Source organism: Streptomyces sp. x-80 (genome assembly GCF_046549095.1).
GTDB classification, from domain to species: Bacteria; Actinomycetota; Actinomycetes; order Streptomycetales; family Streptomycetaceae; genus Streptomyces; species Streptomyces celluloflavus.
In genome coordinates, this window is sequence record NZ_JAJPWM010000004.1 from 261374 (window position 1) to 284432 (window position 23059).

Sequence of the window (23059 nt, forward strand, 5' to 3'; positions counted from 1 at the left end):
TGCGACCGCCGGGTCGGCGGGTGTGCCGCCTCGCCACCGGTTCGCGTCCGGACGGCCCTCGACTGCCGGGGCTCTCCCGCGCCGTCGTCGCAGGCAGAGCGGCGGCCGCCGCTCTCGACGGAGCAGGTCCAGGTCTGCTGCATGCCCTCGAAGACCGTGCCACAGGCGGGTGCGCACCGTGCTCTCGGCGATCGAGCCCGCCTGTTCCTACGTCTTCCGATCCGCCGTCCGGCGGTATCCCCGCCCGCCTGTGAATCGGGGTGCACCACACCACGGGGCCGCTCTGTCGGACGGCCCCGTGGTGGGCGGCTTCGGTGTGCCGCGTTACTGCATCACCGCTATGGCCAGCGCGCGGCGGGCGCGGAGCGACGCGCGTTCGGCGCGGCGCTGCATACGCCGCGCGGCGGCGAGCCGGTGTGCTCTGCGTTCCGATTCTGCTTCTTGAAGGCGTTCGTGCATATGCGCACGCGCCAGGTCTTCTGGCATGAGTTGCATTTCGAGGTTCCTGTTCTGGCGCGACTCGAGCGCGCCGGAGTTCGCGGGGGCGGGTGTACCGGTGAAAGAGGGGTTCATCGTGGGGTCCTGCTTCTTGGGATCCCGTGTGACGGGACGGTCGATCGTTCCTGCGCCGGGGGTGTTCATGCCGCGACCGGGTTCTTGCGCGGACGGCCACGCGGACGCTTGCGCGGTACGACGACGCCCTGGACGAAGAGCTCGCCACCCCAGACACCCCACGGCTCGCGGCGGTCCTTGGCCCCGGCGAGGCATGCCTCACGGACGGGACAGGTCTGGCACAGCGCCTTGGCGTACTCGACGTCGGCCGGGGACTCGGCGAAGAAGACCTCGGGGTCGTAGGTACGGCACGGGACAGCGGAGCCGAGACGGTCGATCTCGTTGTCGAGCTCGGTGAGGGGCAGCAAGGAGTTCTCCTGAGGAGTGGGCGGAGGGATCAGGTCGGTCACTACGGACGGGGCGTGCGTCTGGAGTTGCACTGTGGTGTGTTCCTCGTCTGTTCGGCCCGGCTGGTGGCCGGACGCTTGGGCAAAACAAAAGGGCCGCGGATCCCGGTGTGGGTTCCGCGGCCCTGGAAGGTGCCGACCTGATCATGCCGATCAGGCTGGATCTCTCCAGGGTTCGAGGCCGCGGGTGGCCCACATTGCGTGCTTCGTCTGGTACTGCTTCCGGGATTCGGCGCCATTGGCCGCTGCACGGGCAAAGGCATTCGCTTCTGCCGCCACTGCTGCTACCGCAGGTGCCTCGCTCGGTCGCGCGCTGCGCTCGTTGATCGCCAGGACGGCGAACGGCTCGGGACGCACGACCCCGGTACCGGACAGGCGGCCGGAGCCGGACAGACCGGTGTCAAGGAGGGAAGAGCCGAGAGTGCACGTGGCGACGACCGAGAGATCGGTCAATTTGTTGGTCTCGATAATGCTGATCACTTGGCTCGCCTCCTCTCGGCGTCTCGGTGGACCGGGAATCCCGTTCCAGACTTGTTCAAGTACAGCACGGATCGATCGGAACTCGGAAGGTCCGTCGTCTCCGTGCTCCCGCAGGCTATGGGGATGTACTCCGCACGCGCAAACTATTTTTCCGACGAGTTTTCCGCGGCGTCTTCGGAGCCGTCCTGCCGTGCCCCCGCGGGCTCCTCACCGGCGCAGAGTGCCAGGACATCGGTGCCGTACCGGTCGAGCTTACGGCGGCCCACGCCCGAGATGCCCGCGAGCTCCGACGCGGTCGTCGGCACCGTCTCGGCGATGGCCATCAGGGTCTTGTCGGTGAAGACACAGAACGCCGGCTGGCTCAGCCGGCCGGCCTGCTCGGCCCGCCAGTCCCGCAGCCGCTCGTAGAGCCCTTCGTCGAGGTCCGAGGGGCAGTCCTCGCAGCGCATCAGCTTCATCTCGCCCGCGTCCGTCAGCGTCTTGCCGCAGACCCGGCAGCGGGCCGGGCCGCGGCGCTTGCGGCGGCCCGCGCCCACGGCCTCGCCGCCGCGCTCGACACCGCCCGCCGCCGCGCCCGGGAGGCGGCGGGCGGCCGATACCCCGGAGCCGGGCCGCAGGCCGCTGAGGAAGCGGCTGGCGCGGCGGGAGGCCCGGCCGCCGGGCGAGCGCGCCAGCGACCAGGACAGGCCCAGATGCAGGCGTGCGCGGGTGACGCCGACGTAGAGGAGCCGGCGCTCCTCCTCGATCTGCTCGTCGGTCTTGGCGTAGGTGATCGGCATCATGCCTTCGGTGAGACCGACCAGGAAGACGGCGTCCCACTCCAGGCCCTTGGCGGCGTGCAGTGAGGCGAGCGTCACACCATCGACCGTGGGGGCGTGCTGGGCGTTGGCGCGCTCGTCCAGCTCGGCGACGAGGTCGGCGAGAGTGGCCTCCGGGCGGGCCTTGGCGAAGTCCTCGGCGAGCCGCACCAAGGCCGCCAGGGACTCCCAGCGGTCCCGGACGGAGCCGGAGCCGGCCGGCGGCTCGCCGGTCCAGCCCATGTCGCTCAGCACCGCCCGCACCTCGGAGGGCAGGTCGACGGCGTCGTCGAGCAGGGCGTCGTTGGCGCCGAAACGGGCGGCGCCGCGCAGCTTGATGCCGGCCTCGCGCACCTCGGGCCGCTCGAAGAACCGCTCGGCGCCGCGCAGCTGGTAGGGGACGCCGACGTCGGCCAGCGCCTGTTCGTAGACCTCGGACTGGGCATTGATGCGGAAGAGGACGGCGATCTCGCTGGCGGGGACGCCGGAGGCGATGAGGTCGCGAATGCGGCGGGCGGTGCCCTCGGCCTCGGCGGGCTCGTCGGCGTACTCGACGTACGCGGGCTCGGCGCCGGCCTCGCGCTGCGAGATCAGCTCCAGGCGGTGCTCGGCGGCGCGTCCCCTGGCCTGGGCGAGCAAGCCGTTGGCGAGGTGGACCACCTGGGGGGTGGAGCGGTAGTCGCGGACCAGCTTGACGACGGTCGCGTTCGGATGGCGGGTGCGGAAGTTGAGCAGGTGGTCGGGGGTGGCACCGGTGAAGCTGTAGATCGTCTGGCTGGCGTCGCCGACCACGCACAGGCTGTCGCGGTCCCCCAGCCACAGCTCCAGCAGCCGCTGCTGGAGCGGGCTGACGTCCTGGTACTCGTCGACGACGAAGTGCTGGTACTGCGCGCGGACCTGCTCGGCGATGTCGTGCCGGTCCTGGAGCACACCGACGGTCAGCAGCAGCACGTCCTCGAAGTCGATGGCGCCGCGGTCGCGCTTGAGCTGTTCGTAGGTGCTGTAGATCTGCCCGATCTCGGCCGGGTCGCGGGGCGCCTCGCGGCCGGCCTTGACGATCGCGGCCGGGTAGTCGGCGGGCACGGTCTGGGTGACCTTGGACCATTCGATCTCGCCGGTGACATCGCGCAGCTCGTTGCGGTCCAGCCGGATACGGCAGCGGGCGGCGGCCTCGGCGACGAGCTGGATCTTGCGCTCCAGCAGGCGCGGGACGTCACCGCCGACGGCCTTGGGCCAGAAGAACTGGAGCTGACGCAGCGCCGCGGAGTGGAAGGTCCTCGCCTGCACACCGCCCGCGCCGAGCAGGCGCAGCCGGCCGCGCATCTCGCCGGCCGCGCGGGCGGTGAAGGTGACGGCGAGCACACTGGAGGGCTGGAGAATCCCGGCGCGCACGCCGTACGCGATCCGGTGCGTGATCGCGCGGGTCTTGCCCGTGCCGGCACCGGCCAGCACACACACCGGACCGCGCAGCGCCGTGGCGACCTCGCGCTGCTCGGGGTCGAGCCCGTCGAGCACCGCGTCGGCCCCCTCCGGCGTCGCCGGAAACTGGGTCGCCGTGGAGAGCTGCGGGAAAAGAGTGGAGTCCGATGCTGCTGTCACCCCGCCATGCTGCCAGGTCCACCGAGACGCCCGGGAAAGTTGTCCACAGCGTCCGGATGCCGGTCGTACTTATCCCGCCCTCTGTGGAGGAGCCCCGGCCCGCGGCCGACGCGCACTGCTTTGCTGTGTCCAGGCGGTCAGGATCGCCGGATCCGGCAGCCGGAGCCGAGCGGACGGGAATCCGGGTTGGGCGGCCGGGGGCTGATGGGAAAGGGGGCAGCTGGGATGGCATGGCACAGGCTGAGGCCGGGGCCGATGGGCTCGGGGGACGCCGGAGCTGGCGGGCGCGGGCGGGTGCGACTCGGGCCCGTAGAGGCGGCCCGCACGGCTGGGGCCGACGGTGCCGGTGCCGGTGCCGGTGCCGGTAGGAAGGTGGCGGCGGTGGCACGGACACGGCCGGGGTGGGGGCATTCGGTGCGGTGGTTTGGGCAGAGCGGCTCGGGTCCAGTGGCTCGGGCGGCCCGGCCCGGGTGACATAGCTCATGTCAGCGGGGGGCGTGGGGGTGGGCGGGGGCGGGGGGGGGAGGGACCCCCGAAGAGGAGGCAGGCGGACCAGCCCCCACCCCAAGGAGACCCCACACGGCGCGGGAAGCCACGGCAAGGCCGGAAGGCCCCAAGGCCGGAGAAGTCAGATGCTCGGGTAGGGCCGGACGCCGGGGAAGGCCGCAGCAGGCCCAGGAGGGCAGAAGGCTCAACACGGCCCAGGAAGGCGGAAGGCCCGTACGGGAACGCCCAAGCGGAACGCCCGTGCGGGAAGACCCATGCGGAGGGCCCGTGCGGGAACGCCTAGGCGGAGGGCCCATGCGGAAGGTCCTCGCGGGAAGGCCCACGCAGAAGGCCCGTACAGCAGGCGCTCGCGGAAGGCCCGTGCGGAAGCCCAGCCACAGCCCGGGAGAGCGGAAGGCCCATCACCGTCAGGAAGGCCGGCGCGAGGCAAAGTGGGTCCCGGGCGGCGCCGAGGTGCGGGAATGGTCCGGGAAAGCGTGGGAATGGTCCGGGCTCGGCGAACGTTCTTTCCCATGCCGCCATGTCGGGTGCGGCGTCCGAGAGCCCTGGTCAGCCGGGTCCGATCGGGGCGTCGGGCGCAACGTCGGCGGTTTCGAACCGAGACTTATCGAAGGAGCACGGAACGCATGGCGGGCACTGTGACGATGTACAGCACCACCTGGTGCGGTTACTGCCGTCGGCTGAAGGGCCAGATGGAACGCGAAGGCATCCCGTACACGGAGATCAACATCGAGCATGACGAGGAGTCCGCGGTGTTCGTGGAGAAGGCGAACGGCGGGAATCAGACCGTCCCGACGCTGCTCTTCCCCGACGGCTCGACGCTGACCAATCCGTCCCTGGCGCAGGTCCGGCAGAAGTTCGCGGTCTGAGTGCCCCTGGGCTGAGCCTTGCCGTGCGGCCGTCGGCCGGATCCGGAGGACGGATCCGGCCGACGGCCGCGTGCGTTGCGGGCTCGTGCGCCCGGCACCCACAGCCGCCCGGCCCTCGGCCCCCCACGGTCACCCAACGCCCGACGCCTGCCGCCTGCCCCTACCGCCCTACGGCTTCGGCAGCGGCTTGCCGTACCAGAGCTCGATGAGCCGGGCCGCGATCGAGATGCCGTACGGCGGCAGTACCTCGCCGGATTCGAAGGCGGCACGCAGGTCCTCGCGGGAGAACCAGCGGGCCTCTTCGATCTCCTCGCCGTCCACGTGGACCTCGGCGGATGTGGCGCGCGCCATGAAGCCCAGCATCAGGCTGGACGGGAAGGGCCACGGCTGGCTGGCGACGTACTCGACGTCGCCGACGACCACGCCCGCCTCCTCGAAGACCTCGCGGGCCACCGACTGCTCGACGGACTCCCCCGGCTCGACGAAGCCCGCGAGGGTGGAGAAGCGGCCCTCGGGCCAGTGGACCTGCCGGCCCAGGAGCGCGCGGTCCTGTTCGTCGGTGACCAGCATGATCACGGCCGGGTCGGTCCGCGGGTAGTGTTCGGCGCCGCATGCCTGGCAGCGGCGGATGTGGCCGGCCGCCGCGATGACCGTGCGCTCTCCGCAGCGTGAGCAGAAGCGGTGCAGCCGCTGCCAGTTCTCCAGCGCGACGGCGTGGACGAGCAGACCGGCGTCGCGGGGCGCCAGCAGCAGGCCCGCCTCGCGCAGGCCCGCCGGGCGCGCGGACTGGTCCATGCGGCCGGGCAGCGAGTCCTTCTGGAGGGCGAAGTAACTGATGCCCTCCTCGTCCGTGCCGAGGTAGTAGCGGTGCGCCTCGGTCATCGGCGCCTCGAAGGACGGCGTCATGATCAGTTCGGTGCGCCCGTCCGGGGTGTCGTCGATCAGCGCCTGGCCGCCGGACACCACGAAGACGCGCGTCGTCGGGTGGCTCCAGGCCGCCGCGAGCCATGCCTCGTCGAGGCGGTGGTGGGCGGAGCGGTCGATTCCGCTCGGTGCGCTGAAGGTGAGCGGCCGGTCGGTGCTGTGGGCGGTCCAGATGGTCACTGCTGCTTCCAACTCCCCCTATGACGTGGGTGATTGCTGCGTACGGGCGTGAGAGTTCCGGCGGTACGAGCGCGGGTCAAGCGACGTGCCAGTTCTCCGCCAGGTCGCCCCACAGGTGGGCGGCGGTCTCGACGCCCTTCATCAGCAGGTCCAGCTCGACCTTTTCGTTCGGTGCGTGCCAGCCGTCCGACGGGACGGAGATGCCGAGGAAGAGCACCGGGACGCCCAGTACGTCCTGGAGGTCGGCGGCGGGTCCGGAGCCGCCTTCGCGGGTGAAGCGGATCTGCTGGCCGAAGGCTCTGCCCATGGCGCGTACGACGGACTGGAGCGCGGGGTGGTCGAGCGGGGTGAGGCAGGGGCGGGTGGCGCCCCAGAAGGTGATCTCGTGGCGGATGCCGGCCGGGAGCCGGGCCGCGACCCAGTCGCGTACGGATTTCTGGACGGTGTCGGTGTCCTGGCCCGCTACCAGGCGGAAGGAGAGTTTGAGCTGGGCGGTGGACGGCACGATGGTCTTGCCGCCGGGGCCCTGGTAGCCGCCGCCGATGCCGTTGACCTCGGCGGTAGGACGGGCCCAGAGGCGTTCCAGGGTGGTGCTGCCGGCTTCGCCGAGGGTGGCGTGCGAGTGTGCGGTGCGCAGCCACGCGGCCTCGTCGAAGGGCAGTTCGGCGAAGAGTTCGCGCTCGCGGTCGGTGAGCTCGATGACGCCGTCGTAGAAGCCGGGGATGGTGACGCGGCGGTCGGTGTCGTGCAGTGCGGCGGCCAGCCGGGCGGCTTCGGTGGCGGGGTTGGGGACCGCGCCGCCGAAGGAGCCGGAGTGGATGTCCTGGTCGGGGCCGTAGAGGTCGATCTGGCAGTCCGTGAGGCCGCGCATGCCGGTGCAGACCGTCGGGGTGTCCTCGGACCACATGCCGGTGTCGGAGACGATGACGGTGTCGCAGGCGAGGCGGTCGGCGTGCCGGGTGATCAGGGCGGGGAAGTTCGGTGAGCCGGACTCCTCCTCGCCCTCGATGAGCAGTTTGAGGTTGACCGCGGGGGCGGTGCGGCCGGTCGCGGCGAGGTGTGCGCGGACGCCCAGGGTGTGGAAGAACACCTGGCCCTTGTCGTCGGCGGCGCCGCGGGCGTAGAGCTTGCCGTCCACGGTCTGTGGTGCGAAGGGGTCGGTGTGCCAGCCGTCCTCGCGGGCGGCGGGCTGCACGTCGTGGTGGCCGTAGACCAGCACGGTGGGCGCGGACGGGTCGCCGGAGGGCCATTCGGCGAAGACCGCGGGCAGGCCGTCGGTCTCCCAGATCTCGGCGGTCGGGAAGCCCGTCGCGGTGAGCTTCGCGGCGAGCCATTCTGCGCTGCGGCGCACGTCGGCGGAGTGGTCCGGGTCGGCCGATACGGAGGGGATGCGCAGCCAGTCGGCGAGGTCTTCGAGGAAGGTGTCGCGGTGGCTGGTGATGTACGCGCGGACGGCGCTGTCCGGGGTGGTGCTCATACGGCCGAGCCTATCGGGCCGTCGGTGGGTGTCCCATCGGCGGTCTCGCCGAGCAGGATGCGCTCCAGTCCGGCGCGGCCCGGCAGCCGGGTGGGCCTGACCACTTCGCCGCTGCGGACGTACAGGAAGGCGGCGCCGACGGCCGATGGCGGCAGGCCGTGGCGTTCGGCCCAGGCGAGGCGGTAGATGGCGAGCTGGAGCGGGTCGGCGGTGCCGGTCCGGCCGGTTTTCCAGTCGATGATCTCGAAGTGGTCGCCGTCGGGGCCGTGGTCCTGGTAGACGGCGTCGATCCGGCCGCGGATGGTCCGGCCGGCGAGGGTGAGCTGGAACGGGGCTTCGACGCGGTGGGGGGTGCGGTGGGCGTACGGGGTGCGGGCGAATGCTTCCTTGAGGGCTTCCAGGTCGTGCTCGTCCTGGATGTCGGGGTGCCGGCCGGGTTCGGCGCCGGGGAGGTCGTCGGGGCCGAGCAGCGGCAGGGGGAGTTCTTCGTGGCGGGATTCGACCCAGGCGTGGAAGCGGGTGCCGAGGCGGGCGGCGTGCTGTGGGGGGCGTGGCATGGGGCGGGCGAGTTCGCGGGCGAGGCCGTCCGGGTCGGCGGCGAGGCGGAGCAGTTGGGTGGCGGTGAGCGAGGACGGGAGCGGGACGTCGCGGACGGTGGCGCGGGCCCGGCGCAGTTCGGCGGCGAGTGCGTCCAGGTCGCGGTCCCAGGACCCTACGGTGCGGCGTTCCTCGGGGAGGAGGGTGTGGGGGGTGGTGCCGGCGGGCTCGGTGGGGGTGGCTTCGGGGTCGTCGGCGGGTTCCGGGAACGGCTCGTCGTAGGGGTCGGTGTACGGGTCGGTGTACGGGTTGCCGGCGGGCTCGGTGTACGGCTCGTCGTACGGATCCGGTTCGTCGTACGGATGTGGTCCGTCGTGGGGGTACGGCTCGGCGTCCGGCGGACCGGGGTGCGGTTCTTCGCCGTACGGGGTTTCCGGGTCCGCCGCGTATATCGCCTCCGGGTCCCGGTCGTACGCCGTCTCCGGGTCCTCGTCCGGCGGTGGGGGCCATTCCGGGTCGTGGGCGGGCGGCGGGGCGGCGGCTGCGGGGGGCCGGGTGGCGTCCGTGGCGTCGGCGGGGTCCGGGGCTGTGGTGCCGTTGCGCGGCCGGGGTACGGCCGGGTGCTGCGGGGTCTCCTGGCGGGCCAGGTGCGCGCGGACCGTGGCGGCCGCGGTGCGGCGGCGGGCGGTGGCGGTGGGGTCCAGGGGGAGCGGCCAGGTCTGTGCTTCGGTGTCCTGGTGGCGGGCGGGGTTCTCCGCGCCGTCCTCGGGGGCGTCCGCCCAGACCTCGATCTCGCCGTGTCCCGCCTCACAGTGTGCGCGCAGCGCCTCCAGGAAGGCGGACGGGCCGCGCGGCCGCTTCTGGTCGGGGCCCCACCAGTGGCCGGAGCCGAGGAGCAGGGAGCGGGGGCGGGTGAAGGTGACGTAGCCCAGGCGGAGTTCCTCGGTCTGCTGGTGGTGTTTCATCGCCTCCTTGAAGGATTTCAGGCCGCGGCTGTCCCACTCCGTGACGTCCGGGAGGGTGGCGGCGTCGCCGCGCAGGGTATGCGGCAGGACCTTGGGCTGGGTGATCCAGGACTCGCGGGCCTGTTCGCTGGGGAACTGCTTGCCGACCAGGCCGGGCACCGCGACGACGTCCCACTCCAGGCCCTTGGACTTGTGCGCGGTCAGTACCTTGACGGTGTTGTCGCCGCCCGGGAGTGAGCTGTCGAGGCCCTTTTCGTACCGGACGGCGGTGCGCAGGAAGCCGAGGAAGGCCAGCAGGGTGGGCTCGCCGTCCAGGGCGGCACCGCCCTGTTTGGCGGCGAAGCCGGCGGCGGTGTCGAGGAAGGCGGAGAGCGTCTCGCGGCGGCGGGCCGCCAGGGCGTGCGGTGAGGCGGAGAGTTCGACCTCCAGGCCGGTGGTGGCCAGTACGCGGTGCAGTACGTCCATCAGCGGGTCGCTCAGTGAGCGCCGCAGGTCGCGCAGTTCCTCGGCGAGGGCGGCGAAACGGGACCGGGCCTCGGGGGAGAACGGCAGGCCGTCGTCGGGGGCGTCGGTCTCCAGGAAGGTGTCGAGGGCGTCGGCGAGGGAGATGGTCTCGGCCGGGTCGGTGCCTTCGACGGCTTCGGCGAGCCGCTGTTCCGGGTCCTGGGAGGGGCCGCCGTGGTGGACGAGGGCGCGGGCGCGGCGGCCGAGGAGTGCCAGGTCGCGGGGGCCGATCCGCCAGCGGGGGCCGATCAGCAGGCGGACCAGGGAGGCGTTGGCGGTCGGGTCCTGGAGGACTTCGCAGACGGCGACGAGGTCGGCGATCTCGGGCAGGTGGAGCAGTCCGGAGAGGCCGACGACCTCGACGGGGATGTCCCGTGCGACGAGCTCGCCCTGGATGCGGGCGAAGTCGCCGGCGGTGCGGCAGAGGACGGCGATCTCGCCGGGTGGGGTGCCGGTACGGACGAGGTGGGCGAGGGAGTCGGCGAGCCAGGTGAGTTCCTCGGCGTGGGTGGGCAGCAGGGCGCAGCGCACGGTGCCGTCGCGTTCGGCGCCGGGGGCGGGGCGCAGTGCCTCGACGCCGGCGTGCATCCGGCGCAGTGGTGCGGCGAGGTGGTTGGCGAGGTCGAGCAGCCGGCCGCCGCTGCGGCGGTTCTCGCTGAGTGCGAAGCGGCGGGCGGGGGTGCCGTCGGCGAAGGGGAAGTGGTCGGGGAAGTCGTCGAGGTTGGCGACGGAGGCGCCGCGCCAGCCGTAGATGGCCTGGCAGGGGTCGCCGACGGCGGTGACGGCGTGTCCGGTGCCGGTGCCGAAGAGGCCGGAGAGCAGCAGTCGTTGGGCGACGGAGGTGTCCTGGTACTCGTCGAGGAGGACGACGCGGAATTCGTCGCGCAGGATGCGGCCGACTTCGGGGCGGGTGGTGGCGAGGGTCGCGGAGAGGGCGATCTGGTCGCCGAAGTCGAGCAGATCGCGGTGGCGTTTGGCGGTGCGGTAGGAGGTGACGAGGTCGAGCAGGTCGAGGCGGCCGCGTGCGGTTTCGGGGACTTTGCGCAGGTCGGCGTTGGTGAGTGCGGTGCCGTCGAGGGTGCTGAGCAGTTCCTGGTCGTGGGCGCGGAGCAGGGCGGGCGCCACGAGGTGTTCGGCGAGCTCGCCGTCGAGGGCGAGGAGGTCTTCGACGAGGGCGGGCAGCGATTTGGTGAGTGCCGGGTAGGGGCCGGGGGCGGTGCGCAGTACCCGGGCGGCGAGCTGGAAGCGGGTGGCGTCGGCGAGCAGCCGGGCGCTGGGTTCCAGGCCGATGCGCAGGCCGTGGTCCTTCAGGAGCTGGCCGGCGAAGGCGTGGTAGGTGGAGATCCGGGGTTCGCCGGGGGGCTGCTCGGGGGTGTGGTGGTCCTCGGGGGGTGTGCCGGGGTCGGTGACGCCGGCGGCCAGCAGTGCCGTGCGGACCCGTTCGGCGAGTTCGCCGGCCGCCTTGTTGGTGAAGGTCAGGCCGAGGACCTGTTCGGGGGCGACCTGGCCGGTGCCGACCAGCCACACCACGCGGGCGGCCATCACCGTCGTCTTGCCCGATCCGGCTCCGGCCACGATGACCTGCGGGGCGGGCGGGGCGGTGATGCACGCCGTCTGCTCCGGGGTGAACGGGATGCCGAGCAGCTCTTTGAGCTGTTCGGGGTCGGTGATTCGAGCTGGCACATCCAAAACCGTAACGGGCGGCACTGACAATCGCGGTCCCGCCGGATCGCGTGCGTTCTCGCGGGGGGGGGCGGCACGGACCGCCTCGCTCCGCCCCGCGTCGGTCCGCCGGGGGCTCCTGGGACTCCAGCGGCTCCGGGGGCTCCGGGGGCTCCGACGGCTCCGGGGACTCACTCCACGATGTGCCGGCCCTCCGGCTGGGCGCTGCACGAGGCGCGGAAGGCGCAGTGTGTGCAGTGGGTGCCGGTGGTGGGCGTGAACCGTTCCTCCAGGACGCGGCCGGCCGCGGTGGCGAGTAGGTCGCCGATCCAGTCGCCGCCCGGTTCCGCCGGAGTGCCGGCCGCGTCCAGTGGCTGCTGGGTCTGGACGGTGGGCAGTGCGTCGCCGCCCTCCTTGCGGGGCGCGCCCAGGCGCAGGTGCACCAGTTCGGCGCCGCCCGCCTCCGGTGTGTGTCCTTCGAAGGCGTCGTCGACGGCGCCCTCGCGCACGGCGAGCTGGTAGACGGCGAGCTGGGAGTGGCGGGCGACCTCGGGCCCGGTGGGCTTCTGTTTGCCGGTCTTGAAGTCGACGACGTAGGCGCGGCCCTGTGCGTCCCGCTCGACGCGGTCCATGCTGCCGCGGATCCGGACCTCGTACGCGCCGGCTTCGAGGGTGACATCGAAGCCGTGCTCGGTGGCGACGGTGTCCCGGCCGTGGGTCTCGCGCTCCATGACGTGCCAGCGCAGGAAGCGTTCCAGGGCGGCGCGCGCGTTGTCCTTCTCCTGACGGGATTTCCAGGGGGCGTCGAAGGCCAGCCCGTCCCATACGGAGTCCAGCCGCCGCATCAGGGCGGCCAGATCGGCGGGGGTGCGGCCGGCGGCGACCTCGTCGGCGAGGACGTGCACCACGTTGCCGAATCCCTGGGCGGCGGTGGCCGGGGCGTCCGCCTTGACCTCGCGTCCCAGGAACCACTGGAGGGCGCAGGTGTTCGCCAGCTGGTCCAGGGCGCTGCCGGAGAGGGCCACGGGCCGGTCGCGGTCGCGCAGCGGGACGGTGCTGTGGGTCGGTTCGTGCAGGCCCCACCAGCGGTCCGGGTGTGCGGCGGGTACCAGGGGGTGGCCGTCGTCGTCGCGCAGCGCCGCCAGTTTGGCCAGCCGCCGGGCGGCGGCCTCGCGCAGCGCGGGGGTGGCGGCCGGGTCGACGGTCGTGGCCCGCAGCTCGGCGACGAGCGCGGCGACGGACAGCGGGCGGCGGGGGCGGGCGGTGACGTCCTGCGGGGCGGTGCCCAGTTCGGCCAGGAAGCGGGACGGCTGGTCACCGTCGTCGGCGGCGGCCTGCACCGCGGTGACCACCAGGCGTTCGCGGGCGCGGGTCGCGGCCACGTAGAACAGCCGCCGTTCCTCGGCGAGCAGGGCGCCCGGTGGCAGCGGCTCGGCCAGGCCGTCGCGGCCGATGCGGTCCGCCTCCAGGAGCGAGCCGCGGCGGCGCAGGTCGGGCCAGAGGCCCTCCTGGACCCCGGCGACCACCACGAGGTGCCATTCCAGGCCCTTGGCGCGGTGCGCGGTCATCAGGCGTACGGCGTCGGGGCGGACGGCGCGGCGGGTCAGCGTGTCCGCGGCGATGTCCTGGGAGTCCAGGTCCGCCAGGAAGTTGAGCGCGCCGCGGCCGCCGGTGCGCTTCTCGGCGCGGGCCGCGGTCTCGAAGAGGGCGACGACGGCGTCCAGGTCGCGGTCGGCGTTGCGGCCCGCGGCGCCGCCGCGCCGGGCCGCCCGTTCCAGCCGCTGCGGCCAGGGGGTGCCGTTCCACAGCTCCCACAGCGCCTGTTCGGCGGTGCCGCCGCCGGCCAGCAGTTCGTGCGCCTTGCGCAGCAGCAGGCCCAGCCGCTGGGCGCCGCGGGCGTACGCGGGATCGTGCGCCACCAGGCGCTGCGGTTCGGCGAGTGCCCGCGCGATCAGCTCGTCGGAGGGGCGGGGCAGCGGCTGTCCGGCGGCCCGCTCCTCCTCGCGCAGTGCGCGGCCGAGCCGCCGCAGGTCGGCGGAGTCCATCCCGCCCAGCGGTGAGGTCAGCAGCTCCATGGCGGCCTCGGCGCCGATCCAGTCGGGGGTGAGGGGGGCGGGAGCGGCGGCGGACGGCCCGGGGGACGGGGGCGCGGTGTCGGTTCCGGCCGCCGGCTCGGCGGCCTCGATGGTTTCAGGGGCCTCGGTGGCCTCGGTGGCTTCAGCGGTCCCGGCGGCACCGGCGGCTTCCGCCGCGGCAGTGGTCCCGGCGGCCTCGTCGGCCGTGCCGCCCCCGGTGGCCGTCAGCGCCTCGGCGGCTTCCGTGCTCCCGGTGGCCCCGGCTTCCCCACGGTCCTCGACGACGTCAACGACGTCAGCGGCTTCCGAGGCTTCCGAGGCTTCCGAGGCTTCCGAGGCTTCCGAGGCTTCCGAGGCCACAACGACCTCGCGGGCCCCGCTCGCCTCCCCGGCCTCCGCTCCCCCGGCTCCCGCCGGGATATCCCCCGCCGTACCCGTCGTACCCGTCGCCCCCGCCGTACCCGTCGTCCGCAGCGCCGCTCCCGCCGCCGCTCGGAGTGCCGTCAGGAGTGGCGCGACCGCCGGTTCGTGGCGCAGTGGCAGGTCGTCGCCGTCGATGTCGAGGGGTACCCCGGCGGAGGTGAGCGCACGGCGCACGGCGGGGATCGAGCGCCCTCCGGCGCGTACCAGGACGGCCATCTCGCGCCATGGCACACCGTCCTCCAGATGCGCGCGCCGCAGGATGTCCGCGATGTTGTCCAGTTCGGCGCCCGGTGCCGGGTACGTGTACACCTCGACCCGGCCACCGTCCCGTACGGGCGCCGGTTCGCGGTGGGCGCGTACCTTCTGCGCGGGCAGGCGGGTGAGCGGCATCCGGCGGGCCAGCAGCCGGGTGGCCGCCAGCAGGGCGGCGCCCGAGCGCCTGGAGGTGCCCAGTACCGCCACCGGGGCGGGGCTGCCGTCGCCGCGCGGGAACGTCTGCGGGAAGTCGAGGATGCCGTTGACGTCGGCGCCGCGGAAGGCGTAGATCGACTGGTCGGGATCGCCGAAGGCGACGAGGGTGCGGCCGGGCGTCCCGGGGGCACCCGGCGCTCCGTGGTGCCCGGCGAGCGCGCGCAGCAGCCGTACCTGGGCGGCGTCCGCGTCCTGGTACTCGTCGACGTAGACCGCGTCGTAGGTGCGGGCCAGTCCGGCGGCGATGTCGGTGCGCTCGGCGAGCAGTACCGCACGGTGGACCAGCTCGGCGTAGTCCAGTACGCCCTGGGCGTCCAGGACGTCCAGGTACTCGGCGAGGAAGGCGGCCGCGGCCTGCCAGTCGGGCCGTCCGGTGCGCCGGGCGAAGGCGTCGAGGGCGTCCGGGCCCAGGCCCAGTTCGCGGCTGCGGGCGAGTACCGCGCGGACCTCGTCGGCGAAGCCGCGGGTGGTCAGGCAGGCCCGGAGTTCGTCCGGCCAGGCCACCTGGGCGCGGCCGGCGCCCGCCAGTTCCGCCTGTCCTTCGAGGAGCTCGCGGACGACGAGGTCCTGCTCGGGGCCGGACAGCAGCCGCAGCGGTTCGGCGAAGAGTTCGGCGTCCTGGTGGGCGCGGAGCAGCGCGTAGCAGAAGGAGTGGAAGGTGGTCGCCTGCGGGACGGTGCTGCCGCCGAGGCGGGCGGCCAGCCGGTCGCGGAGTTCGACGGCGGCCTTGCGGCTGAAGGTGAGGACGAGGATCCGCTCGGGGTCGCCGCCGGTCCGCACCCGCCGCGCCACCGACTCCACGAGCGTCGTCGTCTTTCCGGTCCCCGGCCCGGCGAGCACCAGCAGCGGGCCGTGCCGGTGGTCAACCACACTCTGCTGGGCTGCGTCCAGGAGAGGAGGAGTCACCGGTCCCGGCGGGGTGCGGACCAGCCGGTACGCGCCGGGGGCGGCCCGCCGCGCCGCCCGGTGCGGCTGCGTCGGCGGGATGGCCGAGAAGGAGGAACTCACGTGGGTCGCCGGTCCTGGTGGAGGTGCTGTTCGTGGTGCTGCGCGTACTGATCGTGATGCGGTGCGTACTTGTCGTGGTGCGGTGCGTGGTGCCGCGTCGGGCGGGCGGTACGGCGGTGCGGGCCGTGGTGCCGCGCCGCGCGCCGGAGGCCGGGGCGACGGCGGCGGCAGTCCTCGACGGTACGCCAGGTGGCACCGGCACCGCAGCGCGTCCCACCACCGGACGGGCGGGCGTGGCCGGCCGCCCGGCGCCGGCGGGGGTACGGCCGCCCGCCCGGACCGTGGTGCGGCCCGCCGTGCGGTCAGCCGCGCCCGGGGCGGTGCGCGGCCTGGCCGCCACCGGCCGCACTGCCGTCATGGCTGCCGGCCTCGCCGCCGTCCCAGCGGGCCCGCCGCATGTCGAGCCGCGGTATGTGGCCCTCGGCGGCCCGCGACGCGTCGCGCAGCGGGGTGCCCTCGTCCCGGTAGTGCGCCAGTGCGCGCAGTTCGCTGCCGGGCAGCAGGGTGCCGTCCGCGCGCACCACCCGCCACCAGGGCACCGCGCCGCCGTAGAGCGCCATCACCCGCCCCACCTGCCGGGGGCCGCCCGTCGCCGCGGGCCCGTCGGCCGGTGCCTGGCCGGCGAGCCACTCCGCGACATCGCCGTAGGTCATGACCCGGCCGGGCGGGATCAGCTCGGCCACGCCGAGCACCCGCTCCGCGTAGTCGGGCAGTGTGACGTCGGCCGCGGCGGCCCCGGCGCCGCCGTCCCGGTCTTCCGCCGTGTGTCCGTTCCCACTCATTCGGCCCATCCTGCCGCACCCCACCGACAACGGGCCGCCGGCGGCCGGTCCCGCGGCCCCGGCGCGGCGGGCGGAGGTATGCGGGAGACCGTGCGCGGTGGTGATCGTTCCGCTTCCCGGGCCCCCGAAATGCACCCTGATGCCCCCCTCCGCCGCTCGGCCGTGCCACCATCTTCCGGACGGTGACTGGTGATACGAGATCAAGAAGAGACGGCCGAGCAGCAGGGTGCGGCGCCTCCACGGGAGGCGGGCACCCCTGACGTGCTGGCCGTCGACGCCGCCCCGGAACCGACCGCGCGCACCGAGCGGCCGCGACGGCGGCGGGCGGCGCACCAGGGGACGCACCATCGGAGGCCGGCCACGGCCTCCGCTACCGAAAAGGCGAGCACGATCGAGAAGGCCGAACGACCCGAGGCGCCCAAGAGGCCGGCGGAACCCGCGGAGCCCGAGCCGGGTGAGCGGCGGCAGGAGGAGCCGGAGTCCGAGCCCGCCGGACGGCGGCCCGCGGCGGGCGGTGCCCGGGAGGCCGCCGCCACGGCGGGCACCGGTGCCGGGGAGGCCGACGGGGCCGCCCCCGCGCGACGGACCGGTTCGCACCGTGCGGCGGACGGCTGCGCGGACGGCGCGTTCCCCGTCGAGGGGGTATCGGGTGACGAGCCCCTGCTGCCCGCCCGGGTGCACCGCCCGTCCGATCTGCTGCGGCTGCTGCTCGGCATCGCCGGGATCGCGCTGGTCCTGGCGCTGGCCAACTTCGCGCACGGCACCACCCAGGGGCTGAAGAACGACATCGGCTACGGCGCCGGGCAGGCGCCCCCGCTGCTGATCAACTTCGCGGGGCTGGCGTCCAGCGTCGCGGTGCTGGTCGTGCCGGTGGCCTTCGCCGTCGAGCGGCTGATCAAACGGGACGGGCTGCGCATCGCGGACGGTGTGCTCGCCGCCGTACTCGCCCACGGGGTGTCCCTGGCCACCGATCTGTGGGTCGCCCAGGCCGCCCCCGACTCCATCCGGGAGGCGCTCACCCAGCCGCTGGGGAACGGCGCGCTGACCGCACCGGTGCACAGCTATCTGGCGCCCGTCATCGCCTATATGACGGCGGTGGGCATGTCCCGGCGGCCGCGCTGGCGGGTCGCGATGTGGTTCGTGCTGCTGCTGGACGCGTTCGCGGTGCTCGTCGGGCGCTACACCACCCCGTTCGCGATCGCCACGACCGTGCTGATCGGCTGGACCGTCGCCTTCGGCACTCTCTACGCGGTCGGCTCCCCCAACGTCCGCCCCACCGGCCAGAATCTCCTGGCGGGGCTGCGCCGGGTCGGTTTCCGGCCGGTCGGCGCGATGCGCGCCGAGGACCTCACCAGCCCCGACCACCCCGAGGCCGACCGCGGTCGCCGCTACCTCGTCTCCCTGGAGGACGGCCCGCCCATCGACGTCACCGTCGTCGACCGCGAACAGCAGGCGCAGGGCTTCTTCTACCGGGTCTGGCGCCGCCTGTCGCTGCGCGGTATCAACCAGCGCCGCAGTCTACTGTCGCTGCGCCAGGCGCTGGAGCAGGAGGCGCTGCTGGCGTACGCGGCCATCGCGGCCGGGGCCAGTGCCCCGAAGCTGATCGCCACGTCCGAGCTCGGCCCCGACGCGGTGATGCTGGTCTACGAGCACGTCAGCGGCCGCACCCTGGACTCGCTGCCCGACGAGGAGATCACCGACGAGCTGATGCACAGCGCCTGGCGGCAGGTGAAGGCGCTCCAGTCGCGCCGGATCGCGCACCGCCGGCTGGTCGGTGACGCCCTGCTGGTGGACAGTGACGGCGGCGTCGTGCTGACCGATCTGAGCGGCGGTGAGATCGCGGCCGGGGACATGGTGCTGCGGATGGATGTCGCCCAGCTGCTGACGACCTGCGGGCTGCGGGTCGGCGCCGAGCGCGCGGTCGCCGCGGCCGTGGCGGTGCTGGGTCCGGACGCGGTCGCCGACAGTCTCCCGATGCTCCAGCCGATCGCGCTGAGCCGGACGACCCGGGCGACGCTGCGCCATCTGGCCCGCGAGCGCTCCAAACGGGAGCGGGAGGCGGTGCTGGCGGCGGCGGAGGCCGCCAAGGGGGCGCGGGAGGCGGCGCAGACCCAGGCCGCGACGAAGGACCGCAAGACGCTGCGGGCCGAGCGGAATGCCGAGAAGAGCGCCGAGAAGCGGGCGCTGGACGAGGCGTCGGAGGGTGCCCGTGAGGAGGATCTGCTCTCCCAGATCCGTCAGCAGGTGCTGCTGATCCGGCCGACGGCGGTGATTCAGCCGGCCCGTATCGAGCGGCTCAGTCCGCGCATCCTGCTCAGCTGGATCGCCGGTGCCTTCGCCGCGTATCTGCTGCTCTCCCAGCTCACCCACTTCGACCTCGGCAATGTGATCAGCGAGGCCCAGTGGGTCTGGGTGGCGGCCGCGATGTTCTTCTCGGCGCTCACCTACATCGCGGCGGCGATGAGTCTGCTGGGGTTCGTCACCGAGAAGGTGTCGTTCGTGCGGACGGTGCTGGCGCAGATCGCGGGCAACTTCGTGAAGCTGGTGGCGCCCGCGGCGATCGGCGGGGTGGCGCTCAACACCCGGTTCCTGCAACGCGCCGGGGTGCGGCCGGGTCTCGCGGTGGCGAGCGTCGGCGCGTCCCAGCTGTTCGGTCTGGGCAGCCACATCCTGCTGCTGCTGACCTTCGGCTATCTGACCGGGACCGAGCGCACTCCGCAGCTGTCGCCGTCCCGTACGGTCATCGCCGGTCTGCTGACGGTGGCCGTACTCGTGCTGGTCGTCACGGCGGTACCGGCGCTGCGCAAGTTCGTCTCGACGCGGGTGCGGTCGCTGTTCGCGGGGGTGGTCCCCCGGATGCTGGACATCCTCCAGCGGCCGCGGAAGCTGATCACCGGTATCGGCGGGATGCTCTTCCTGACGGCGGCGAACGTGCTGTGCCTGGACGCGTCGATCCGGGCGTTCGGCGGCGGCGACACGCTCAGCTACGCGAGCATCGCGGTCGCCTTCCTCGCGGGCAACGCGCTGGGGTCGGCCGCGCCCACCCCGGGCGGTGTGGGCGCCGTGGAGGGTGCCCTGATCGGTGCGCTGACGTTCGCGGGGCTCGCCAGCGACACCGCGTTCCCGGCGGTGCTGCTGTTCCGGCTGATGGTCTTCTGGCTGCCGGTGCTGCCGGGCTGGCTGGCCTTCACGTATCTGACCCGCAAGGGCGAGATCTGAGGCACCGGGCGGCCTGGCGCCCGGCGAACCCGGCAGACGGCGAAGGCGCCGGTCCGCGCAGTGCGGACCGGCGCCTTTCCCGTGCGCGGGCGGCGCTCCCGTACGGGCCGGGGCGCGCTCTCCCTTACGGGCCGGGGCTCAGTAGACGGGCTTCTCCGGCTCGACGGTGTGGACCCAGCTGATGACGCCGCCGCCGACGTGCACCGCGTCGGCGAAGCCCGCGGACTTCAGCACGGCGAGGACCTCGGCGGAGCGCACGCCGGTCTTGCAGTGCAGGACGATCTTCCGGTCCTGCGGGAGGTCCTGGAGGGCGGTGCCCATCAGGAACTCGTTCTTCGGGATCAGCTTGGCGCCGGGGATGGAGACGATCTCGTACTCGTTCGGCTCGCGGACGTCGATGATCTCGATCTTCTCGTCGGCGTCGATCCACTCCTTGAGCTGCCGGGGAGTGATCGTCGAGCCCAGCGCCGCTTCCTGGGCCTCCTCGGAGACGACGCCGCAGAAGGCTTCGTAGTCGATGAGTTCGGTGACGGTCGGGTGCTCGCCGCAGACCGCGCAGTCGGGGTCCTTGCGGACCTTGACCTGGCGGTAGGTCATCTCCAGCGCGTCGTAGATCATCAGGCGGCCGACCAGCGGGTCGCCGATACCGGCGAGCAGCTTGATCGCCTCATTGACCTGGATGGAGCCGATGGAGGCGCAGAGCACACCCAGGACGCCGCCCTCGGCGCAGGAGGGCACCATGCCGGGCGGCGGGGGCTCCGGGTAGAGGCAGCGGTAGCAGGGTCCGTGCTCGCTCCAGAACACCGACGCCTGGCCGTCGAAGCGGTAGATCGAACCCCAGACGTACGGCTTGCCCAGCAGCACGCAGGCGTCGTTGACCAGATAGCGGGTGGCGAAGTTGTCCGTGCCGTCCACGATCAGGTCGTACTGGGCGAAGATCTCCATGACGTTCGTGGAGTCCAGGCGGCCTTCGTGCAGGTTGACCGTGACGTACGGGTTGATGCCCAGCACCGTGTCCTTGGCGGACGCGGCCTTGGAGCGGCCGATGTCCGCCTGACTGTGGATGACCTGGCGCTGGAGGTTCGACTCGTCGACCTCGTCGAACTCCACGATGCCCAGGGTGCCGACGCCCGCCGCCGCGAGATACATCAGCGCGGGCGAACCCAGGCCGCCGGCGCCGACGCACAGCACCTTGGCGTTCTTCAGCCGCTTCTGCCCGTCCATCCCGACGTCCGGGATGATCAGGTGGCGGGAGTACCTGCGGACCTCGTCGACGGTGAGCTCAGCAGCTGGCTCGACCAAGGGTGGCAGCGACACAGAAGACCTCAACAAGGGGGTTGGTCGATCTCAGTACAGTTGTTCCTGCGGTAACACTGCCACGCCCTTCTTCATTCCGAGACACCCGTTCCGATGTGCGAGACGGAATCGTCCCAGTAACCGGGCAGCGACTCCCCGGCGTCGCCGTGACGGTCCCGGCGGCAGGTGCGGTGGGCGGTGTCCGCGCCCTCCCGGCGAGCGGTCCGCGGTGCCTCGTGCGGAGGCGCCCGCGGCACTCGTGGACGGGCCGGCGAAGCCGCTCCGGTGAGGGTGCGGCGGTCCACCCGGGCGTGGTTGACCAGCGGATACCGGGGGCGGCAGCCGGCGTGGGGGACGAGCCGGCCGGCGGCTGCGGGCTGGCCGGGGTGCGGGTGGGCACCGCGGCGCGGGACCGGCCGGACGCCGTCGCGGCGGGCCCGCGGAGCGGTGACGGTCACCCGGGTTCCGGACAGTGGTGTCCGGTCCGTGGGACCGCGGTCCGTCCCCCGGCCGGGGTGGTCAGATGCGGCATGCGGCTTCCATCCAGATATCGGCGAGGGACTCCTCCAGGCCGATCCGCGGGCGCCAGCCGAGGCGGTCGCGCGCGGTGCGCACATCCGCCTGCTGCCAGGTGCCGCAGCCGTCCGGGTAGGGGTAGGTGGTGGGCTGGGTGCCCATCGGGTGGTCGCCGGACGGGCCGGGGATGACCAACCGGGCGGGCGGGGAGTCGAGTTCGTGCAGCGAGCCGCCGAAGCCGGCGACCCGGGCGAGCACGGAGGCGGCCTCGCGCAGCCGTACGGCGCGGCCGGTGCCGATGTTGACGACGCCCTGGGCGGCGGAGAGCGAGGCGGCGTGCACGGCGCGCGCCACGTCCCGCACGTCGACGAAGTCGCGCTGTACGCCGAGCCCGCCGAGCTTGAGTTCACTGTCGCCGGACTGCATGGCGCGGCGCATCGCCTCGGCGAGCCGGCCGAGCGGTGAGCCGGCCGGGGTGCCGGGGCCGACCGGTGAGAAGACCCGCAGCACGACGGCGTCGAGGCCGGAGCCCAGGACGAGTTCGGTGGCGGCGAGTTTGCTCACACCGTACGGGCCGCCGGGGCGCGGCACCGCGTCCTCGGCGGTGGAGGAGCCGGGCTGCGAGGGGCCGTACTCCGACGCGCAGCCCAGGTGCACCAGGCGGGCGCCGCAGCCGCTGCGGCGCAGCGATTCGCAGATGGTGGCGACCGCGACGGTGTTGTGCCGGGTCAGCTCGCGGGCGCCGCCGCGGGTGGCGCCCGCGCAGTTGATGACGACGCCGGGGTGGACGGCGTCGAGGAAGCGGGTGAGCGCACCGGGGCTGCCGGTGGCCAGGTCGAAGCGGACGTCGGCGTCGTCGCCCCGTCCGAGGGCGGTGAGCTGGACGGCGGGGTCGGCGAGCAGGCGGTCGGCGACATAGCGGCCGAGGTAGCCGTTCGCGCCGATGAGCAGCGCCCTCATCGTGTGACCCCCCGGTCCCCGTGGTGGGTGATGCGGTGGACGTTCATGTCTCGTGCTCCTAAGGCGGATCGGTGGGAGTGCGTCGGCTCCGGTCGCGGCTGCGGCGTCCGCCCGGGAGGCGGGGGCCGTGTGGGGGGTGGGGGCCGCGGCGAAGAGGTCGGAGGGGCGGGAGCGGGGTGCCGCTTGGGAGGTGTGGGGTGGGCATGCCCGGGTGGGGGTGCCGGGCGGGGTCGCTGACCGAGGTGGGGGCCGGGGGGTATCCGGAGGGTCACGGCCGGTCCGCCTCCGCGATGACGGAGGACGTGGGCGAGGGCGCGCGGGCGCCGGTGAGCGCGCGCGGTCCGGGGATCCAGGGACGGCCGGGGCCGCCGGGGCTGCCGGTGCGGCTCGGGAGGCCGGGGCCGGCGGTCACGGCTGTCCCGGGCCGCGTACGACCGGGACAGCCGGGGCTGCCGGGGCGGTGGGTACGGGGACGGGCGCCGACGCAGGGCGTCGCACCGGTTCGGCGGCCACCGGGGCGGTCCCCGCGGTGTCCACCGCCATGTGCCACGTCGGCCATACCGGTCACCACCGCCACGCCCACCACGCCCATCGCGCACATCACGTCCACCGCGCTCGTCATCAGCGTCACCACCGTCATGTCCGTCTCCTTCGCCGTGCCCGCCCCGCCGCGCCGTTTCGCCCCACGCGCCGCCCGCCCCCGCCGGCACCACCCGCCGGGGCGCCCGGTCGCGCGGAACGGCACCGCCGGCGGCGGTGCGGGACGGAGCAGAGCGGCGCCGGGCAGATGCCACGAAATGCCGTGCCCGTCCGCCCGGCGGTACGCGGGACCACGGAGCGCAGGACGGC

General features: G+C 73.6%; 15 protein-coding genes. 2 read left to right on the forward strand and 13 right to left on the reverse strand.

The genetic code is table 11. From position 1 onward, the window contains the following. Window positions 1–324: 324 nt before the first annotated feature. The 4 genes from ACLJWH_RS09275 to ACLJWH_RS09290 all read right to left on the reverse strand — a co-directional run bounded on the left by ACLJWH_RS09275 (window position 325) and on the right by ACLJWH_RS09290 (window position 3835). Window positions 325–642, reverse strand: coding sequence for a hypothetical protein (locus ACLJWH_RS09275; protein ID WP_411141110.1), 318 nt, complete (start codon window positions 640–642; stop codon window positions 325–327). Beyond that, window positions 639–992: a WhiB family transcriptional regulator gene (locus tag ACLJWH_RS09280; protein WP_411141111.1), complete on the reverse strand. Its 354-nt coding sequence runs from the start codon at window positions 990–992 to the stop codon at window positions 639–641. The genes ACLJWH_RS09275 and ACLJWH_RS09280 overlap by 4 nt, the downstream gene beginning before the upstream one ends. 120 nt (window positions 993–1112) lie before the next feature. Then, the gene (locus ACLJWH_RS09285; protein ID WP_411141112.1) at window positions 1113–1439 is read right to left on the reverse strand and encodes a hypothetical protein; all 327 of its coding nucleotides are present in this window, start codon (window positions 1437–1439) and stop codon (window positions 1113–1115) included. Window positions 1440–1582: 143 nt separating this feature from the next. Further along, window positions 1583–3835, reverse strand: a complete 2253-nt coding sequence (locus ACLJWH_RS09290) for an ATP-dependent DNA helicase UvrD2 (protein WP_411141113.1) — start codon at window positions 3833–3835, stop codon at window positions 1583–1585. 1133 nt (window positions 3836–4968) lie between these two features. Between ACLJWH_RS09290 and ACLJWH_RS09295 the strand changes: the two genes are divergently transcribed. Continuing rightward, window positions 4969–5211 (forward strand): mycoredoxin, encoded by a 243-nt coding sequence (locus ACLJWH_RS09295; protein WP_411141114.1) that lies wholly within the window; start codon window positions 4969–4971, stop codon window positions 5209–5211. 168 nt (window positions 5212–5379) lie between these two features. Here ACLJWH_RS09295 and nudC read toward each other — a convergent pair whose 3' ends face one another. The 5 genes from nudC to ACLJWH_RS09320 all read right to left on the reverse strand — a co-directional run bounded on the left by nudC (window position 5380) and on the right by ACLJWH_RS09320 (window position 16219). After that, window positions 5380–6315, reverse strand: a complete 936-nt coding sequence (nudC, locus tag ACLJWH_RS09300) for an NAD(+) diphosphatase (protein WP_411141115.1) — start codon at window positions 6313–6315, stop codon at window positions 5380–5382. Window positions 6316–6391: 76 nt separating this feature from the next. After that, the gene (locus tag ACLJWH_RS09305; protein WP_411141116.1) at window positions 6392–7792 is read right to left on the reverse strand and encodes a dipeptidase; all 1401 of its coding nucleotides are present in this window, start codon (window positions 7790–7792) and stop codon (window positions 6392–6394) included. Further along, window positions 7789–11481 carry a UvrD-helicase domain-containing protein gene (locus ACLJWH_RS09310; protein WP_411141117.1) on the reverse strand — a complete coding sequence of 1231 codons (3693 nt, stop codon included), beginning with the start codon at window positions 11479–11481 and terminating at the stop codon, window positions 7789–7791. The genes ACLJWH_RS09305 and ACLJWH_RS09310 overlap by 4 nt, the downstream gene beginning before the upstream one ends. A 170-nt stretch (window positions 11482–11651) precedes the next feature. Next, window positions 11652–15437, reverse strand: a complete 3786-nt coding sequence (locus ACLJWH_RS09315) for an ATP-dependent helicase (protein WP_411141118.1) — start codon at window positions 15435–15437, stop codon at window positions 11652–11654. A 302-nt stretch (window positions 15438–15739) separates the two neighbouring features. Beyond that, window positions 15740–16219 (reverse strand): MGMT family protein, encoded by a 480-nt coding sequence (locus tag ACLJWH_RS09320; protein ID WP_411141119.1) that lies wholly within the window; start codon window positions 16217–16219, stop codon window positions 15740–15742. Between the two features lie 189 nt (window positions 16220–16408). Between ACLJWH_RS09320 and ACLJWH_RS09325 the strand changes: the two genes are divergently transcribed. Next, window positions 16409–19438 (forward strand): lysylphosphatidylglycerol synthase domain-containing protein, encoded by a 3030-nt coding sequence (locus ACLJWH_RS09325; RefSeq protein ID WP_411141120.1) that lies wholly within the window; start codon window positions 16409–16411, stop codon window positions 19436–19438. A gap of 138 nt (window positions 19439–19576) precedes the next feature. Here the strand turns inward: ACLJWH_RS09325 and moeZ are convergent, their stop codons facing one another. The 4 genes from moeZ to ACLJWH_RS09345 form a co-directional block, all read right to left on the reverse strand. Beyond that, window positions 19577–20755 carry an adenylyltransferase/sulfurtransferase MoeZ gene (moeZ, locus tag ACLJWH_RS09330; RefSeq protein ID WP_411141121.1) on the reverse strand — a complete coding sequence of 393 codons (1179 nt, stop codon included), beginning with the start codon at window positions 20753–20755 and terminating at the stop codon, window positions 19577–19579. Window positions 20756–20826: 71 nt separating this feature from the next. Beyond that, the gene (locus ACLJWH_RS09335) at window positions 20827–21192 is read right to left on the reverse strand and encodes a hypothetical protein (RefSeq protein WP_411141122.1); all 366 of its coding nucleotides are present in this window, start codon (window positions 21190–21192) and stop codon (window positions 20827–20829) included. Window positions 21193–21253: 61 nt separating this feature from the next. After that, window positions 21254–22210 carry an NAD-dependent epimerase/dehydratase family protein gene (locus tag ACLJWH_RS09340; RefSeq protein WP_094791688.1) on the reverse strand — a complete coding sequence of 319 codons (957 nt, stop codon included), beginning with the start codon at window positions 22208–22210 and terminating at the stop codon, window positions 21254–21256. A 268-nt stretch (window positions 22211–22478) separates the two neighbouring features. Continuing rightward, entirely contained in the window at window positions 22479–22850 is a 372-nt protein-coding gene (locus ACLJWH_RS09345) for a hypothetical protein (RefSeq protein ID WP_411141123.1), read from the reverse strand. Between the last annotated feature and the right edge of the window lie 209 nt (window positions 22851–23059).